Annotated in this window: 16 protein-coding genes; 8 read left to right on the top strand and 8 right to left on the bottom strand. The window is 70.2% G+C overall.

Features of this window, described 5'->3' with window-relative positions:
- Window positions 1–86 precede the first annotated feature (86 nt).
- Window positions 87–863 carry an XRE family transcriptional regulator gene (locus tag V4Y03_RS14930; protein WP_332435236.1) on the top strand — a complete coding sequence of 259 codons (777 nt, stop codon included), beginning with the start codon at window positions 87–89 and terminating at the stop codon, window positions 861–863.
- A complete protein-coding gene (locus tag V4Y03_RS14925) occupies window positions 850–1,317 on the top strand; it encodes an NUDIX hydrolase (RefSeq protein WP_317874381.1) in 468 nt (155 codons plus the stop codon). Before V4Y03_RS14930 ends, V4Y03_RS14925 begins: the two co-directional genes overlap by 14 nt.
- Here V4Y03_RS14925 and V4Y03_RS14920 read toward each other — a convergent pair.
- The 3 genes from V4Y03_RS14920 to V4Y03_RS14910 form a co-directional block, all read right to left on the bottom strand.
- On the bottom strand, window positions 1,305–1,868 hold the full coding sequence (locus tag V4Y03_RS14920) for an HD domain-containing protein (protein WP_332435235.1): 564 nt from the start codon (window positions 1,866–1,868) through the stop codon (window positions 1,305–1,307). The two genes, V4Y03_RS14925 and V4Y03_RS14920, sit on opposite strands and share 13 nt — an antisense overlap.
- Window positions 1,869–1,935: 67 nt before the next feature.
- The gene (locus tag V4Y03_RS14915; protein ID WP_332435234.1) at window positions 1,936–2,580 is read right to left on the bottom strand and encodes a very short patch repair endonuclease; all 645 of its coding nucleotides are present in this window, start codon (window positions 2,578–2,580) and stop codon (window positions 1,936–1,938) included.
- Between the two features lie 140 nt (window positions 2,581–2,720).
- Complete coding sequence (locus V4Y03_RS14910) at window positions 2,721–4,040, bottom strand: DNA cytosine methyltransferase (RefSeq protein ID WP_332435233.1); 1,320 nt, start codon at window positions 4,038–4,040, stop codon at window positions 2,721–2,723.
- Between the two features lie 93 nt (window positions 4,041–4,133).
- Here V4Y03_RS14910 and V4Y03_RS14905 point away from each other — a divergent pair, with 93 nt between their 5' ends.
- Both V4Y03_RS14905 and V4Y03_RS14900 read left to right on the top strand, forming a co-directional pair.
- Entirely contained in the window at window positions 4,134–4,997 is an 864-nt protein-coding gene (locus V4Y03_RS14905) for a GIY-YIG nuclease family protein (RefSeq protein WP_332435232.1), read from the top strand.
- 68 nt (window positions 4,998–5,065) lie between these two features.
- Window positions 5,066–5,755 (top strand): Eco29kI family restriction endonuclease, encoded by a 690-nt coding sequence (locus V4Y03_RS14900; RefSeq protein ID WP_332435231.1) that lies wholly within the window; start codon window positions 5,066–5,068, stop codon window positions 5,753–5,755.
- A gap of 304 nt (window positions 5,756–6,059) precedes the next feature.
- Here V4Y03_RS14900 and V4Y03_RS14895 read toward each other — a convergent pair whose 3' ends face one another.
- Window positions 6,060–6,983: an Eco29kI family restriction endonuclease gene (locus V4Y03_RS14895; RefSeq protein WP_332435230.1), complete on the bottom strand. Its 924-nt coding sequence runs from the start codon at window positions 6,981–6,983 to the stop codon at window positions 6,060–6,062.
- A gap of 112 nt (window positions 6,984–7,095) precedes the next feature.
- On the opposite strand from V4Y03_RS14895, the gene V4Y03_RS14890 reads away from it, so the two are divergent.
- A complete protein-coding gene (locus tag V4Y03_RS14890; protein ID WP_332435229.1) occupies window positions 7,096–7,299 on the top strand; it encodes a hypothetical protein in 204 nt (67 codons plus the stop codon).
- 594 nt (window positions 7,300–7,893) lie between these two features.
- Here V4Y03_RS14890 and V4Y03_RS14885 read toward each other — a convergent pair.
- Together V4Y03_RS14885 and V4Y03_RS14880 are read right to left on the bottom strand one after the other, a co-directional pair.
- The gene (locus tag V4Y03_RS14885; RefSeq protein WP_332435228.1) at window positions 7,894–8,763 is read right to left on the bottom strand and encodes a sigma factor-like helix-turn-helix DNA-binding protein; all 870 of its coding nucleotides are present in this window, start codon (window positions 8,761–8,763) and stop codon (window positions 7,894–7,896) included.
- A 15-nt stretch (window positions 8,764–8,778) separates the two neighbouring features.
- A complete protein-coding gene (locus tag V4Y03_RS14880) occupies window positions 8,779–9,162 on the bottom strand; it encodes a DUF6479 family protein (RefSeq protein ID WP_317878994.1) in 384 nt (127 codons plus the stop codon).
- Between the two features lie 138 nt (window positions 9,163–9,300).
- On the opposite strand from V4Y03_RS14880, the gene V4Y03_RS14875 reads away from it, so the two are divergent.
- Window positions 9,301–9,810 carry a SigE family RNA polymerase sigma factor gene (locus V4Y03_RS14875; protein ID WP_317878995.1) on the top strand — a complete coding sequence of 170 codons (510 nt, stop codon included), beginning with the start codon at window positions 9,301–9,303 and terminating at the stop codon, window positions 9,808–9,810.
- 169 nt (window positions 9,811–9,979) lie between these two features.
- Window positions 9,980–11,290 carry a hypothetical protein gene (locus tag V4Y03_RS14870; RefSeq protein ID WP_332435227.1) on the top strand — a complete coding sequence of 437 codons (1,311 nt, stop codon included), beginning with the start codon at window positions 9,980–9,982 and terminating at the stop codon, window positions 11,288–11,290.
- 77 nt (window positions 11,291–11,367) lie between these two features.
- Here V4Y03_RS14870 and V4Y03_RS14865 read toward each other — a convergent pair whose 3' ends face one another.
- Together V4Y03_RS14865 and V4Y03_RS14860 are read right to left on the bottom strand one after the other, a co-directional pair.
- The gene (locus V4Y03_RS14865; RefSeq protein ID WP_332435226.1) at window positions 11,368–13,059 is read right to left on the bottom strand and encodes a bifunctional 3'-5' exonuclease/DNA polymerase; all 1,692 of its coding nucleotides are present in this window, start codon (window positions 13,057–13,059) and stop codon (window positions 11,368–11,370) included.
- A gap of 106 nt (window positions 13,060–13,165) precedes the next feature.
- A complete protein-coding gene (locus V4Y03_RS14860) occupies window positions 13,166–14,410 on the bottom strand; it encodes a helix-turn-helix transcriptional regulator (protein ID WP_332435225.1) in 1,245 nt (414 codons plus the stop codon).
- 265 nt (window positions 14,411–14,675) lie between these two features.
- Between V4Y03_RS14860 and V4Y03_RS14855 the strand changes: the two genes are divergently transcribed.
- On the top strand, window positions 14,676–15,602 hold the full coding sequence (locus tag V4Y03_RS14855) for an NADP-dependent oxidoreductase (protein WP_332435224.1): 927 nt from the start codon (window positions 14,676–14,678) through the stop codon (window positions 15,600–15,602).
- Window positions 15,603–15,620 lie beyond the last annotated feature (18 nt).

The raw sequence follows: 15,620 nt of genomic DNA, 5'->3' as shown, positions 1-15,620 counted from the left end.
AAGCACTGCTCGATGTCGCCCGGCGCCGTGGAAACGTCCCACGACGTCCTTGCCCTTCCCCTCACGACTCGGCTTGTATTGCGTCCGTGAACGAGCGACTTCACTCCGTACTCGCCCAGCGCGGTGTATCTCCAGAATCGCTCGCCGAAGCCTGCGAAGTGGACCCCAAGACCGTCGGCCGGTGGCTCGGCGGACGCGTGCCCCACCCACGGCACCGCTTCAGCGTGGCCCAGCACCTGCGTGTCGAGGAGACCTTCCTCTGGCCCGCACCGCTGTCGCGCGGCGGTCGGCCTGGCACCGGCTGGGGCAGCGGCGAGATCATCGGCACCTACCAGAACCGGGCCAGCGTCCCCCGAGACACATGGCTCGCCCTCCTCCAGGGCGCGCAGCGGCAGATCGATGTCCTGATCTTCTCCGGCACCTTCTTCGCCCAGACCAACCCGCACGTCGCCAAGATGCTCGCCGAGCGCGCGGCCACCGGAGTGCGCGTACGCCTCTGCTTCGGCGACCCGAGCGGCAACGCAGCCGCCACCCGAGGCCGCGAGGAGGGCATCGGCGACACCCTCGCCGCCAAGATCCGCGCCTCCCTCACCTATTACCGCCCGCTGCTGTCCGAGGCCGGATGCGAGGTGCGGCTCCACGACACCACGCTCTACAACTCCCTCTTCCGGTACGACGACGATCTGCTGGTCAACCCGCACGTCTGGGGCCAGCCGGCGAGCGCCAACCCCCTGTTCCACCTGCGGAGAGTGGACGCCATGGGCTGGTTCGACAACTACGCTCAGAGCTTCGACGCCGTCTGGGCCGGCGCACGGCCCTGGACGCCCGATCACGAGGGGACCGCCGCACATGGGCAGGACTGAGTACTACAACGACCCCAACGCCCCCAAGGCCAACACCCTCATCCCGGCCAGCAACCTGCTGGTCGTCGACGACAGCGGCGCCATCCTGCTCCAGCGCCGCCGTGACACCGGTCAGTGGGCACTGCCGGGCGGGGCCCAGGACATCGGCGAGACGGCGGCCGAGTGCGCGGTGCGCGAATGCCTGGAGGAGACGGGGATCGTCGCCGAGATCACCGGCTTCCTCGGCGTCTACACGAACCCCCGGCACATCGTGGCGTACACCGACGGCGAGATCCGGCAGCAGTACGAGAACACCTACATCGGCCGCCCTGTCGGCGGCGAACCCACGATTAACGACGAGGCCGACGGCGTCCGCTTCGTCCAGCCGGCCGACCTCGACCGGTACGACATCCACGCCAGCATGCGCCAGCAGATCGGCAACTACCTCGCCGGCACGTACCCCTACCTGGGCTGAGCCGCCAGCACGGCCTCCACCCGACCCACGGCGCCGAAGATCTCTGGCGCCGCCCGACGGATGAACCGTCCGACGATGCTGTCGTCCCCGTAGCGGCCCAGGATCTCCGCGACACGATCTTCAACGGTGGTCCGGCCGCCGTCGGGCGTGGTCGTCATGTCGCAGTACACAAGCGCGTCCACCAGCAGCGGCTCCTCCAGCAAGGGGAACTCGCTCGCGAGCTCCTCCCGCAGTCCGCGCTCCTCGGCCTCTAGGAGCGCGAACGAGTGGTTCGCGACCAACCGCACCAGCCGCTCGTCGGCCCCGTGCTCGTCACGGAGAAACCGGGCACCGTCCAGCGGGTGGAACCCCGTAGCGGCCAAGCGCGGCGCGTACCCGACATCGTGCAGCGTGGCGGCGGCGACGAGTAGGGCGGCGTCCTTGCCCATAGCGGCCTCAACCTCGGCCGCACGACTAGCCACACCTCGCGTATGCGCCCACCGCCGGGGAAGGGGGCTCTGGAGCTCTGCCTCCGCGACCTGTGCCGCCCACTCAACGATCGAATCGTTCATGCCATGCCTCATGCCTCAATGGTGGCGTCAAGCACGTAGCCGCGAACGAACTTCCCGGACGCTGGCTTTAACCGGTCGAGTCCCTTGACGCCTGTCGCACTATGCCCTCGATCCGAGCGCAGGCGTCCACAGGATCTTCGTGCTCCCAGACGCGGACGACGGTCCACCCCGCTTCACCGAGCAGGCGGTCGGTCTCGGCATCGCGAGCGCGATTGCCCTCGATCTTGCTACGCCAGAACTCGGCGTTCTTGTGTGACTCCCGAAGATGCTCGGGGCATCCGTGCCAGTAGCAGCCGTCGACGAAGACCGCGACCTTCGGCTTGGAGAACAACACGTCGGCGGTTCGTCGCAGTTCGGGCAGCGGCCGTGCGGCTACGCGGTAGCGGAGGCCCTGCTTGTGCAGCAAGGAGCGGAGTCGCAGCTCTGGCCGGGTGTCCTTGTTCCTGTTGCCCCGCATCACCGCACGCACGGATGGCGAGGAAGCCCAGGAGCCCTCAGCCGGCGGTTCCTCGGTGAGAAGCCCCTTTTCCCAGGCCACCTTCCAACCCTCGGCGAGGTTCGCGGCCCGGGTCTCGTGCTCGACCTGTCCGAGGTAGCGGGCCGGGGACTTGCCGCCGTCGGACCAGCGCAGGTACGCGCGAATGCGTCGTGTGTCGGGAAGTACCTTCAGCTCCACAGAGGCCCGGGCGAAGCGCCCCTCGCCGAGGTCCACAGATCGTCTGTGACGACCGCCGGCTGCCCGGTCCTGCTCAGCGGCGATGGCGGAGCGTGCCCTGCCGGGCCGCCCCTTCCATGCCCGGTCCGGCGGAGGGTCGTGCTTCCAGCCGCTCTGCGCTCTACTGGTGGGCGCCGTCACTTCTGGCGCTCCTCCGCCTCGTCCAGGACGGTGGCGACGCCCTTGGCGAAGACTTCGCCAAGGGCAACGGGCACGGCGTTGCCGAGCTGGCGCATCTTCTCCCCTCGCGGGCCCCTGAGGTCCCAGGTGTCGGGGAAGGTCATGACGCGGGCGGTTTCGCGGACCGTCATGTACCTGTGCTTGTACCGGACGCCGCCAGGGGCGGTCTTATCGGCCACCAATTCGTCGAGGAGCATGACCGACTCGCCGCCAGGTACGCCGTGTACACCGGCCTTGACGGTCTTCGCCGGGCGGTCGAGTTCGTTGGGGGTGTGCCCTTCGTAGATGCGGGCGCCGGGCCAGCCGATGTGTTCCGTGAATCCGCCAAGGAAGTGCTCGGTGCGGTCCAGCCACTCGTCCGGTACCTCGGGCAGTGGCTTGTTGTCGCCGATGCCAGCGATCGCGTCCCGCAGGGTGTGCCAGGGGAGCAGGCCATCGTCCATGGGCATGGTTTCCGGGAGGCGGTCCATGACGTCCTTCTTCACATGGTCCGGGACATTCGGATGGCGCTTCCAGTACTCCCCGCCCTCGTCCATGGAGCGGATGAGGGCAGTCGCGGAGTGGGTCGGCCTCACGAGAGACTTGAACAGCTCGCGGTCGACATTCAAGTCGCGACGGAACGCGACGATGATCACGCGGTTGCGGATCTGAGGTACCCCGTAGTCGGCGGCGTTCACCGGCATCATGACGAGGTCGTACCGCTTCTTGGGGTCGTCGGGCTCCTTTTCACGCCGCTCCAGCAGGTACTCGTAGTGCTTCTCCCAGTCGGTGCCTTTGGCTCGTTCCTCGAAGGGAAGCTCCAGCTCGCGCTGGATGTAGTCGAAGTAGTCCCTGAAGGAGGGCCTGAGCAGGCCGCGCACGTTCTCACAGATCACGGCCTTGGGCTGGATCTGCCGGACGGCCTTGAACATCTGCGGGAACATGTTCCGCTTGTCCTCGTCGCCCTTGGCGACGCCGCCGAGGCTGAACGGCTGGCAGGGAGGGCCGCCGGCGAGCACGTCCACCTGGCCCGCCAGGTAGTCCATGTCGAGCTCTTGGACATCGCCAGCGACGAGGGGCACCTTCTCGTCAGGCTTGGGAGCTCGGGTCGGCTTCTGGCCGTCGGGCAGTCGCTGAGCCCCGTTGGCCTCCAGCGTCTCGCACGCCCGCTTGGCGAACTCGTTGAAGAGCAGGGGGCGGAATCCAGCGCGGTGGACGGCCATGGCCAGACCGCCAGCGCCGGCGAAGAGTTCGACGCCCGTGCGGTCCTTCTTTGATCCTTCTTGCAGTTCAGCCATTTCAAAAGCATACCGCGGAGCTGTAGATCTTCAAGCCATTCCGAAGCGAAGGTTCGGCCACGTGTGTAGGTCACCGATAGGGTTTCCGAGATCATGTCGACCAAGGGAGTGGGACGGATGGCGCCGGTGGTGGGCTCCGACGACGGGACGCAGTACCACAAGGACTTCACCTTGAGCATCACCAAGGCGCTCGGTGACCAGCTGGCCGCCGCCCTCGATGGACTCGACAGGGCTCCACTCACGGAGCCGAACATCGCGCGGCTCAAGGAGAAGCCCGGCGTCTACCAGCTTTACTTGAAGGGCGAGTTCGTCTACGTCGGTAAGGCCGACAAGTCCCTGCCGGCCCGCCTCCGCAACCACCTCGGCAAGATCTCGGGGCGCCGCAACATCTCCCCGGACGAGATGGCCTTCTCGTGCCTGTACGTAGCCGAGGACTTCTCCGCACTCGCCCCGGAACAGCTACTCATCACCCACCACAAGGGCATGGGCGACATCCCCTGGAACAACAACGGCTTCGGCAACAAGGATCCTGGCCGCCAGCGGGACAGCACCGTCCTGAAGCGGAACCACTTCGATGTCGTGTTCCCCATCGATCTCGACCGGCCGATCGAAGGGTTGTCGCCCGGCGAGACGACGCTGCACGAACTCCTGGAGACGATCAAGGCTGGCCTCCCGTACAACTTCAGGTACGGAAAGTCGGCGGACTTCAAGGCTCGAAGCGTTCACGTGCCATCGGCCGCAATGACCGCCGACGAGGTGTTCCAGCTGGTCTCGGGGGAGATACCGGCCAAGTGGCAGGTCGCCGCCCTCATGGGCTACGTGATCATGTACGACGACAGTCCCAATGACTACAAGAGCGCGTGGCGGTACTACCGGGCTGGCCAACGCGTCAACACCGTGCCCGAGGCTGAGCCAGCAGGGGACATCGAAGTCGATCCGCCAACGGCAGGCGGCTGACCCAGCCCGCGCGGACCAGCGTCACATCCAGTAGCCAACGTTTCCGAACAAGAAGCGGAGAAGCCACCGTGTCAGCCCAACTTCCCCTCGATGGTGCCCTGGACGAGCCGCCAAAGGCTGGCGCCGACAGCATCTACGACCCGCTTCGACGGGAAAACCTCGGGCGCAGTGTGCTCTGGGCGCTAACGTCCGGCGAACCTATCCGGATGGACAGGGTCCAGTCGTTCAACGGCTGCGGGATCTACGCGATCTACTACGCGGGGGACCACGAGCTGTACGCGCCGATCTCCGGATCGTTCGAGGTGCCCATCTATGTGGGCAAGTCCGACCCCGAGGGCGGCCGCAAGGGCGTTGAGGTCGCCGAAGCGTGGGCAGGAACGCCGCTGTGGAAGCGGCTCTCGACCCACCGGCGGAAGCTCAAAGCGGCCGCTGATTTCGAACTGGAAGATTTCTACGTCCGTTACCTCCCTGCCGACGACCTCTTCACGCCGATGGCCGAGCGCTTGATGATCCAAGACCTCCAGCCTGTCTGGAACGTGATACTCGAGGGCTTCGGCGTGAACCCCCAGGGAGTGCCCCGCCAGGCCGAACAAATGCGTCCAAAGTGGCATGAGGTCCACACCGGTGTCGCGTGGGCCGACGGGATGCGCCCCCAGCCATCGGGGCCCTTGCCGCTCCGGGAAGCGGTCCGCGATCACCTGAAGCTGCACGCGACGCCTCCGACGAGCGCGGCGGGGAAGCCGCCCGGAGCGATCTGACACGGTCATTCTTGAGCCGCCCGCAGGCGGGCGTAGCGCGGGAGGCTCCAGTGACACACTGGCGGAATGATCAGGGAACCAGCCGAGGCCGCCATCTCCGAAGCAGGCACCGTCGAGATCCCCTTGGGGGTACTCGCGGAGGCGGGGCTGTCTCCAGGCGCCGCTGTCGTTGTGTATAGCGACGGGGATGGGCGGATCGTTGTTCGCAGGCGAGACGACGCGATCCGCGATCTGTTGGAGAAGGGCACGCTGTAGTTCGAGCGCCCCAGCCCCTGCCCTGGTCCGTCGGTCGAAGCCATGCGCTCTAGTCATCTGCCATGCGAGCGAAGTGCTGCCGCACCGCCCGTTGCAGCTCGGCGCGGCTCAACCTGGCGTCCCTCTGGCGCTCGGCCTGCGGTCTCCCCGGATGTAGCTCATCCCAGAACGTCCGAGGCGTCGTTGCCGCCCGAATGCTCCCCTGTGTGTGGACCCCGAAGCCTTCGACGACGACGTTCCAGACCGGGCGGTGATCGCCGATCATGAGCCGCTCAGGGCCGGTCGTCCAGATTTCGTCTACTGGGAGATACCGCACCAGGAAGTCCTGGGCATCAAGGTCGTGTACGGCCTCGAGCGATCTCAGATGGGTGCGCAGCCGGCGATTCATGGAACCCCGGACGACCATCCCGCTACGAGACTTCCCACTCGGCAGGGACTTGCCGACATAGATCGGAACCGCGCAAGCCGGTGAGGACACCGGGCGATAGAGCGAGTGGGACCCCACGTAGTACAGGGCGTACAGACCTTCGACCGGCGCCGCAGGGAACGAGGCAAGCCGGACGGGCGGGGCACTTTCTAGCGCCCACTGCACTGACCGTTCCAGATTCTCGCGTCGTAGCGGGTCGAACCGGCCTGAAGTGTCCGCGGCATCATCTACCTCGGAGCTGGGTTCGCGGGCGAACTGCCGGCTCCGGTCCTCTGCTCGCGGCCCGGGGGGCGGAGTTCGCCGATCCTCCTTGGCTTGCCTGAGCAGTTCAAGCAACGGAGTCGAGTCCACGCCGAGAGCCCGGCAGATCCTTACGACCGTGTCCGCAGATGGGACTTTCCGGCCCTTGCGGGCGTTCAGCGCGTTGCTGATCACTGTCCGCCCCAGAGGATTGCACCTGGCGACGAGCTGATTGACGTTCCAGCCGCTCATCACACGCAAGTCAGTCAGGCGCTGGCCCAGTTCAGCCAGCGGGTCGCTCGTCACGCGCTCTCCCCCGATCCCCATGTTCACCACTGTGCACCATTGTGCGTGGTGAACAAAAAGTGTGGATCCCGGGTGGAAGGTAGGTCCGGACAACGACGAAGGAGGGCTGCAGGTGTCATACGAGTACGTCGTCATCTGGGTATTGAGCGGGGTGGTAGCCGTGGAAACGGCCGTGATCTGCGGAGGGATCACGGGCGTACTGCACCACCTCGGCGGCAACCCTCTTCCAGCTGTACTGCTGAAGGCTGGCACGGCGTTTGGAGCCTGTCTCACGTTGAGCGCCGCGATGGCAGGGCTCCTGATCAGCAAGGGTTGACGATCCCAGCAAGGCCAGGCAGGGCCCTTCCAGATCTCGCTGGATGGGCCCTGCCTCACCGCACGCGCGCGTGCAACCGCTTGAAGCGGCGGTGGAGCCACCCGATACGACAAAACCACCACCACGCCGCCATCTTCATCGGCCAGCGCGGTGATCGGAAGGAAGCGCCCTGGGCCCCTGGGCTCCAGCCGGGGCGTGAGGTTTGAGGCCCTGGCTCGGGGGCGAGTCACGCAGAGCCAGGAGTAAGGACCCGTACGGATGGTCGCCTTTCGAAGGCCAGCAACCTGCGGTTTTGCGGTCGTCGGACACCCTGCTTGCGTGAGCGCTGCGTGAGCGGACTGAGTGGCACGGGCGCGGACCAGGTGTCACGGTGATCACGGCCGCAAGCCTCTGATCAGCGGAAACGGGATTCTGCGGCATCGCCTGACACCAGCCGGGATGATCTTGCAGGCCCTCGTAATGCGTAGGTCTCGGGTTCGAATCCCGAAGGCGGCTCGGAATTACCCTAGGACTCACTCGCCGTGACCTGGGGTTTTTCTTGTTTTCGGGGTGAAGCGGAGCTGGGGAAAGTCGTATTCCTTCCGCCTGCTCGTGTCACCTCTCGCGCCGGGTGTCCTCCGGGGGAGTGAGCCGGACGCCCAGGTGGTTCAGGTGCTCCTCGTCCGACAGCAGGTCGATTGCCGTGATCCTGCCCTCCAGGACCGTGAAGCCGAGTACGAGCCCCGGGTCCGCGAGCAGGCCCGCCGCTCCGTCCACCAGGGCCGGGCGGGCCGTGCTCGCCGGCGCGGCGACCGCCTCGGCCACCGGACCCGGGCCGTGCGCCCCCGTGGCCGTGATCCCGCCGTCGGCCGCGTCCGTCCGCAGCACCACCTCCGGGTCGAGGAGCGCCCGCAGGGCGGTCGTGTCCCCGTCGCGCGCCGCCGTCAGGAAGGCCTCCACGACCTTCCGCTGGCGCGGCAGGTCCCGCTGCGGCATCTCCTCCGCCTCCCGCACCCGGTAGCGCGCCCGGGAGGCCAGCTGCCGCGCGACGGCCGGCGGGCGTTCCAGGACCGGTGCGACTTCCTCGTACGGGACGGAGAAGAGGTCGTGCAGGACGTACGCCACCCGTTCCGTGGGGGTGAGGCGGTTCAGGGCGGTGAGGAGCGTTCGCTCCTCGGGATCGCCTGGGTCCCGGGGATCCCATGGGTCCCACGGGTGCGTGCGGTGTTTCTCCCGGGTGCGGAGTTCCGCCAGGCAGGCGCGGGCCACCGCCGCGGTCGGATCGTCGGGGTCGGAGGGAACGGCGGGGTCGGCGTCAGGGCCGCCGCTCGCGCGGCGCTCGGCGTCCCGCCGTCTCCCCCGCCACGTCCTTTCCGCAGCCGCCACCGTCTCGTCCGCCTCCGCCCTTGTGCCGAGCAGGTGGTGGGCGATCTCCCTCAGGCGCGGCCCGTTCTTCTCGAAGGCGGCGTCCTCGTCCGCGTTCACGGGGTGTGACCTCCGTCAGTCGCCGTGCCCGGTGCCTCCGCTGCCGAAGCCGCCGCTGGAGATCCCGCCCCACTTGCGCTTCTCCTCGCTCGGCGGGTCGGGTGACGTCTCCGTGGCCGACTCCTTCAGCTGGTACGGCATGAGCCGGTGCTCGCCGTCCGTCTGTGGCATCTCGGCCGGCCTGCGGTACTCGGACATCTCGCCGGGCAGCCGGTCCGTCTCCGGCCGGTGCGGCTGTTCGTCGGGCTTGGGAGTTCGGGATTCGCGGTCGCGGACCCGGAAGCCCAGCCAGACCGCCGCGATCAGTACGGCGACCAGCACGAGGCCGCCGATGACCTGCCCGAGGCCTGACTGCCAGACTCCCGCAGCCAGCGTCTGTGCTGTGCTGAGAGTGTTCATACTCCAGGATTACCCGTTTTGATCCTATTTGGACGCATCCAGTGGAGACAGCTGAAGAATCTTGAAACATTCCCCGCCCCCCATCGCGTCAGTGAGGTGTACGGCGACCACACCACGTGACCGAGGGAATGGAGGGGCATGAGAAAGACCCGCGCGGACGAGTTCCTGGAGTTCGCCTCCGCCCGCTCTGGGCATCTGTTCCGATCGGCATGCCTGCTGACCAGCGGTGACACCCATCTCGCCGAGGACCTCGCTCAGGAGACCCTCGGCCGGATGTACGTCCTCTGGGGCCGCATCGCACGGATCGACAACCCCGCCGCGTACGCCCAGACCGTCCTCGTCCGCACCTTCCTCAGCCATCAGCGGCGCCGCTCCGCGACCGAGCGTCCGCTGGGCGAACTGCCCGACCGCGTCCCCGACGGCGGTGCGGACCCGGCCCTCCGGATCGCGCTGCTCGACGCGCTGGCCGGGCTCGCACCCAAGGACCGTGCGGTCGTGGTGCTGCGCTACTGGGAGGACCGCAGCATCGAGGAGACCGCCCACACCCTGCACGTCAGCTCCGCCGCGGTACGCACCCGGTCCGTACGGGCGCTCGCGAAGCTGCGGGAACGCCTCGGCGGCAGCATCACCGAGTTCGCGACCCGCTGATCCAGGGCCCGCTGCCCGCGCGGCCCGCTGACCTGCGGACCCGCACACACCCGCTGACCTGCGGACCCGCGCGCACCCGCAGACCTGCGCACACCCGCTGACCTGCGGACCCGCGCACCCGTTCCTTCCAGACTTCCGCCATCCATCAACCGGAGACGGTGAATTCGACATGCCCCAGCACGAAGGACCCCAGCACGAGGGATTCGAAGAGGAACTCGGCGCCGTCCTGCGCGGCACCGGCGACATCTTCGCCACCGACGGCCGGCGCGAGCTCGCCGAGGGCGGGCTCCGGCGCGGCCGGCGCCGCCTGGTCCGCCGCCGCCTCGCCGTGACCGGCGGCGTCCTCGCCCTCGCCGCCGTCAGCGTCGGCGGCGTCTACGGCGGCTCGCTGTTCGGCCCCGCCGGGCCCCCGGTGACCGCCTCCGTGGCGGCGCCCCCGCAGCCGAGCCAGGCCGACGGCGCCGCCCACTCCCCGAAGGAGCCGGGTGCCGACGCGGAGATCCCGGTCAAGGACATCGCCGCCGTACTCAAGGCCCACACCCCGCAGGGCGCGTGGACCTTCGACAACCTCGGCGGCACGGGCCGGGCGGTCGTCGGCGTCTTCGACGACGGGAAGGGCAAGGCCGCCGTCACCGTCGGCCTCTTCCGCGCCTCCGGCAGCGGCGAGGGCGGCGAGGAGCGGGTCACCTGCCCCGACAAGGTCGCCGTCCCCTTTGACGACTGCACGACCCAGAACCTGCCGAACGGCTCCCGGCTCATGATCTTCCAGGGGTACGAGTACCCCGACAAGCGAGAGGAGACAAAGAGCTGGCGCGCTGTCCTGCTCACCAAGGACGGCTTCCTCATCGACGCGAGCGAGTACAACGCCGCCGCCGAGAAGGGCGCCCCGATCAGCCGCGCCAACCCGCCGCTCACCCCCGCCCAGCTCAAGAACCTTGTCACGGCCGACGACTGGCGCCCGCTGCTCGCGCGGCTGCCCGTTGTCCCGCAGAAGCCGGGCGGCGGCGACGACGAGCCGCAGACCCCCGAGCCCACCGGCACCGCCGTCAGGAACGCCCTGCGGTCCCTCCTGCCCCAGGGCCTCACGGTGAAGAGCAAGGGCGGCGAGGGCAGCCACGGCTACCTCGTCGTGGACGACGGCAAGGGGGCGAGCCTCGTCGGGGTCGACGTCCAGCCCGGCTCCCGCGAGCTGATCGCGGAACTCTTCAGCGGCGGGGACGTCGTCACGCTGCCCGACGGCCGGATGGTCCGGGCCACCCAGCAGGCCGGTGAGAAGGGCGGCGCCGGAGTCGTCTGGTGGAACATCGACACCATCACCCCCGACGGCTTCCGGGTCATCGTCTCCGCCTTCAACTCCGCGGCGCAGCACGAGGCCGCCACGCGTGCCGAGCCCGCGCTCACCATGGAGCAGCTGAAGTCGATCGCGCTGAGCCCGAAGTGGCAGAAGCTGCCCATGCAGATCGGGCCTCGCCGCCGCTGAGAAGCGGTGGAGAGAGGTGGGGCGGGGGGAGTGGGTAGGGAGGCTGCCTCCCTCTCCGACTCCCCGCTCCTCCCCGCCTACTTCGCGTCCGCGTACCTCTCGACCGTCGCCGTCGTGAACGGGAACCTCACCGGCGTCTCGCCGAACGCGATCCGGCCCGCCTCGTCCCCGGCCGCGCCGATCGCCGCAGCGACCGCCTCCGTCTCCTCCGCCGGGCAGTGCACGATCACCTCGTCGTGCTGGAAGAACACCAGCTCGGCCCGCATCCCGGCGAGCGAGCGCCGCAGCGCCGCGAGCATCAGCAGCGCCCAGTCGGCCGCGCTGCCCTGCACCACGAAGTTACGGGTGAACCGGCCGCGCGCCCGTGCGTTCCCCGAGGCGTACCCGGGGGTGAACTCGGCCTCCGCCGAAGCCGGTTCGCCGCCCTCCTGTGGCAGGCCCGCCTCCTCGTCGTCGCCCGCTCCCACCGCCCGCGGGCTGGTCCGGCCCAGCCAGGTCCGTACGAGCCGGCCCTCCTCGCCCGCCTTCGCCGCCTCGTCGACATAGGCCACCGCGCGCGGGAAGCGCCGCCGCAGCGCCGCCAGGTTCTTGAGGCCGTCGCCGCTGGTCTGGCCGTAGATCGCACCCAGCAGTGCGATCTTGGCGTGGTCGCGGTCACCGGAGAAGGCCCGGTCGGAGAGCCGGGTGTACAGGTCGTCCGGGTGCCCCGCGACCTCCATCAGCCCCGGATCGCGGGAGATCGCGGCGAGCACCCGCGGCTCCATCTGGTCGGCGTCCGCCACCACCAGCCGCCAGCCGGGGTCCGCGACCACCGCCCGCCGGATCACCTTCGGGATCTGCAGGGCCCCGCCGCCGTTGGTCGTCCAGCGCCCGCTGACCGTGCCCCCGGGCAGGTACTCGGGCCGGAACCGGCCGTCCCGCACCCAGTCCTGGAGCCACGACCAGCCGTGCGCCGTCCAGATCCGGTACAGCTTCTTGTACGCGATCAGCGGCTCCACCGCCGGGTGGTCAAGCTCCTCCAGCTCCCAGCGCCGGGTGGACTTCAGCCGTACGCCCGCTCCCGCGAAGGCCTTCACCACGTCCGCGGGAAGGTCCGGCCGGACCCGGCGCCCGAAGGCCGCCGACACCTGGTCCGCGAGCTCGGCGAGGCGGCGCGGCTCGCCCCCGCCCGCGTACCGCTCGCCCAGCAGCTCCGTCAGCAGGTCCCGGTGCACGTCCGCCCGCCAGGGCAGCCCGGCCCTGTGCATCTCGGCCGCCACCAGCATCCCCGCCGACTCGGCCGCCGTGAGGAGCCGCATCCGGCCCGGGTGCTCCGCCCGGTCGTGCCGGCGCAGCTGCTCCGCGTAGACCGCGAGGAGCCCGTCCAACGGTACGGACACCGTCGGGCGCGGCTCGAACAGCGAGTCCTGCGACCCGGGCTCGGCACCGCGCTGCGGCGGATCGGGCGGTACGGGAGCGTCCCGCAGGCGCGCCCAGGCCGCCGCCGCCGAACGGGGCTCGCCGAGCCGCCCCTCATGCCCCAGGAGCAGCTGCTCGGCGTCCTCGATGTCGTAACAGCGCTCGACGCGCACCCCGGCGGCGAGCAGCCGGGGGTACACCTCGGCCGTCGACCGCCACACCCAGCGGGCCACGTCGGGCCTGGCCCGTACGGCCGCCACGAGGTCCGGCTCGCGCCGCACCTCCCCGGCGGGCAGCCCGTCGGGGCCGAGAGGGACGAGCAGTGCCCCGTCCCCCTCCGCCTCGGCGGCCAGCGCCCACCTCTCGCTCATGGGTGCGAGTCTGGCACCCGGCACTGACAGTGGGGCGGAGGCGGGGCTGGGGGCCGGGCGGGGCCGGGGCCACGCGCCCGCGTACGTGTGCGTACCGGCTCCCGCCCTACGCCGCCGCGTGGAACAACGCCGCCGCCTCGCCCCGGGAGTCGACGCCCAGCTTGTTCAGGATGTTCGCCACGTGGAACTTCACCGTCGACTCGCTGATGTGCAGCTCCTCCGCGATCCGCCGGTTGCGGTGTCCGAGGGCCAGGTGGCGCAGGACCTCGACCTCCCGCCCGCCGAGCCCGGTCAGCGGGTGCGCCGCCTCGACCGGCGCGGCCGGTGCCGCCAGCGGGATCACGGCCGTGATCGTCGTGCCCCAGCCGGCCACCGCGTCGATGTCGAGCCGCCCGCCGAGCACGTCCAGCCGGTCCCTGATCGTGCCCGCGCCCAGGTCGCAGGGGGCGAGGGCGCCCGCGCCGTCGTCCCGTACCGAGGCGCGCAGTTCGTGCTCGGTGAGCTGCCAGCCGACGTGGATCCGGCGCACCGAGTCCTGTTCGAGCACGATGAGGAGAAGTGACCTGACGATCGCCCGCGCGCTGTGCGCCACGTCCGCCGCGAGCGAGCGCGTCGAGTCCGGGGCGCCCAGGTCGAGCCGGACCCGGCTGTGCCGCAGCATCGGCCGCAGCTCTCCGGCCAGCCGCTCGAAGGCGTCCTCGGCGGGCTCCTCCGCGAGCGCCCGGTCCCGGCGCTGCTCCGCCCGCATCTCGATCAGCGCCGAGGCGGCCAGATCGGTCGCGGTGGTCCGGGCCGTCGTGTCGTCGAGGGCCCGGCTGCGCAGCACCCCGAGGACCCCGGAGAGCGCCGCCGTGTGCGAGGCGGTCAGCTCCGCGATCACCCGGGCCCGGGTGTCGGCCGCCGCCCGGGAACGGGCGAGCGCCCCCGGCATCGCCTCCGTCGCGAACCGGTCGAAGTGCCCGGACACCAGGTCCCACAGGGCCTGTGCGACACCCAGTTCGGCCGCGCCAGCCGGGGCGGCGCCGTCCTCCCGTACGAGCACGAGGACCGCCCCGCGCCGGGTCGCGTGGCTGGTGACGGCGACGACCTCGCGGGTCCGCCCGCCGATCGTCGCCGGGCCCTGCCAGGGGCTTCCGGGCACGCCGGCCGCGAGGAGCGGCGCGAGTTCGGCGGAGGTGAGCAGCGTCGTACCGCCGAGCGCCTTGAAGGGGGAATGGGCGCAGTGGGTGGAGAGTTCGGCCGCGTCCACGTGCGGGATCAGGGGGGCGAGGGCGGCCGAGACCTTGGGGAGGATCGAGCCGAGCGGCTGCCGGATGATCTCGTACGCGGCGGTCAGGGTGAGCGCGTCCATGCGGCCAGCGTACGGGCGAACGGGCAGGGCGCGGCCGGTCTTTCGGACAGGTGGGACTGGCCGTTGGGAGGGCGGGGAGAGGGGTGCCGGGGGCGCAGGCTTGGGGACGTCGGAGAGCGGAAGCGACGACGGGACGCCGGTGGGCGGGCCCGTCGGTCAGCGGATGCGACGGCGTGGCGCCGAAGCGCGGACACGCCGTAGGGCGGAAGCCGTGGCGTGGCGCCGAGGGGCGGGCACGTCGCAACGGGGAACTGTGGAGGCTGAGATGGAAGCGGTCGTGTACGAGGAGTTCGGCGGTCACGAGGTACTGCGTCACGAGACGGGCGTCGCCGTGCCGCAGCCCGGCCCCGGCGAGGTACGCGTCCGGGTCGCGGCCGTCGGCCTCAACCCGGTGGACTGGAAGCGCCGTTACGGCTGGCTCGAGGAGTTCTACCCGACGACCTTCCCTGCCGTCCCGGGCCTGGAGTTCGCCGGCACCGTCGACGAGGTCGGCGCGGGCGTGACCCGTGTGGCCGTCGGTGACGAGGTCCTCGGCTGGACGAAGACCGGCGCGTACGCCGAGTACGCCATCGCCGGGATCGTCGCCCCCAAGCCCGCCGGGCTCTCCTGGGAGGCGGCGGCGAGCCTGCCGGTCGCCGGTGAGACGGCGCAGCGCGTCCTGGACCTCATCGGCGTACGGGAGGGCGAGACGCTGTTCCTGCACGGCGCCGCGGGGGTCGTCGGCTCAGTGGGCGTCCAGCTCGCCGTCGCCGCCGGGATCACGGTCGTCGGCAGCGCGTCCGAGTCCAACCACGCCTACCTGCGCGAACTCGGCGCGATCCCCGTCGCGTACGGGGACGGGCTTGCCGACCGGGTCAGGGCCGCCGCCCCCGGTGGCGTCGACGCGGTCTTCGACGCCGCCGGCCACGGGGTGCTGCCGGTCGCCATCGAGCTCCTCGGCGGGGACGACGCCCCGAAGGAGCGGATCGTGACGATCGCGGACACGGACGCGGAGCGGTACGGGATCGTCTTCTCGGGGGTCCTGGGCGAGGAGGAGTCGGTACGGTCCGGGCTCGCGTCCCACGCCCGGCAGGCGGCCGAGGGCAGTCTGACGGTCCGGCTCGCCGAGGTGCTTCCCCTGAAGGAGGCCGCGCGGGCACAGGAGCTGAGCGAGTCGGGGCATGTGCGGGGCAAGCTCGTCCTGATTCCGTGACGCGGGCGGGGGCGGGGC

Source organism: Streptomyces sp. P9-A4 (assembly GCF_036634195.1).
Lineage (GTDB): Bacteria > Actinomycetota > Actinomycetes > Streptomycetales > Streptomycetaceae > Streptomyces.
This window is presented reverse-complemented; position numbering and strand designations above follow the sequence as displayed.

What these genes read in the sequence shown, in the direction of transcription:
- V4Y03_RS14855 (WP_332435224.1), top strand. Translation starts at nt 14,676, where the DNA reads ATGGAAGCGGTCGTGTACGAGGAGTTCGGCGGTCACGAGGTACTGCGT.
- V4Y03_RS14910 (WP_332435233.1), bottom strand. Translation starts at nt 4,040, where the DNA reads ATGGCTGAACTGCAAGAAGGATCAAAGAAGGACCGCACGGGCGTCGAA.
- V4Y03_RS14905 (WP_332435232.1), top strand. Translation starts at nt 4,134, where the DNA reads ATGTCGACCAAGGGAGTGGGACGGATGGCGCCGGTGGTGGGCTCCGAC.
- V4Y03_RS14925 (WP_317874381.1), top strand. Translation starts at nt 850, where the DNA reads ATGGGCAGGACTGAGTACTACAACGACCCCAACGCCCCCAAGGCCAAC.
- V4Y03_RS14880 (WP_317878994.1), bottom strand. Translation starts at nt 9,162, where the DNA reads ATGAACACTCTCAGCACAGCACAGACGCTGGCTGCGGGAGTCTGGCAG.
- V4Y03_RS14860 (WP_332435225.1), bottom strand. Translation starts at nt 14,410, where the DNA reads ATGGACGCGCTCACCCTGACCGCCGCGTACGAGATCATCCGGCAGCCG.
- V4Y03_RS14870 (WP_332435227.1), top strand. Translation starts at nt 9,980, where the DNA reads ATGCCCCAGCACGAAGGACCCCAGCACGAGGGATTCGAAGAGGAACTC.
- V4Y03_RS14875 (WP_317878995.1), top strand. Translation starts at nt 9,301, where the DNA reads ATGAGAAAGACCCGCGCGGACGAGTTCCTGGAGTTCGCCTCCGCCCGC.
- V4Y03_RS14920 (WP_332435235.1), bottom strand. Translation starts at nt 1,868, where the DNA reads ATGAACGATTCGATCGTTGAGTGGGCGGCACAGGTCGCGGAGGCAGAG.
- V4Y03_RS14865 (WP_332435226.1), bottom strand. Translation starts at nt 13,059, where the DNA reads ATGAGCGAGAGGTGGGCGCTGGCCGCCGAGGCGGAGGGGGACGGGGCA.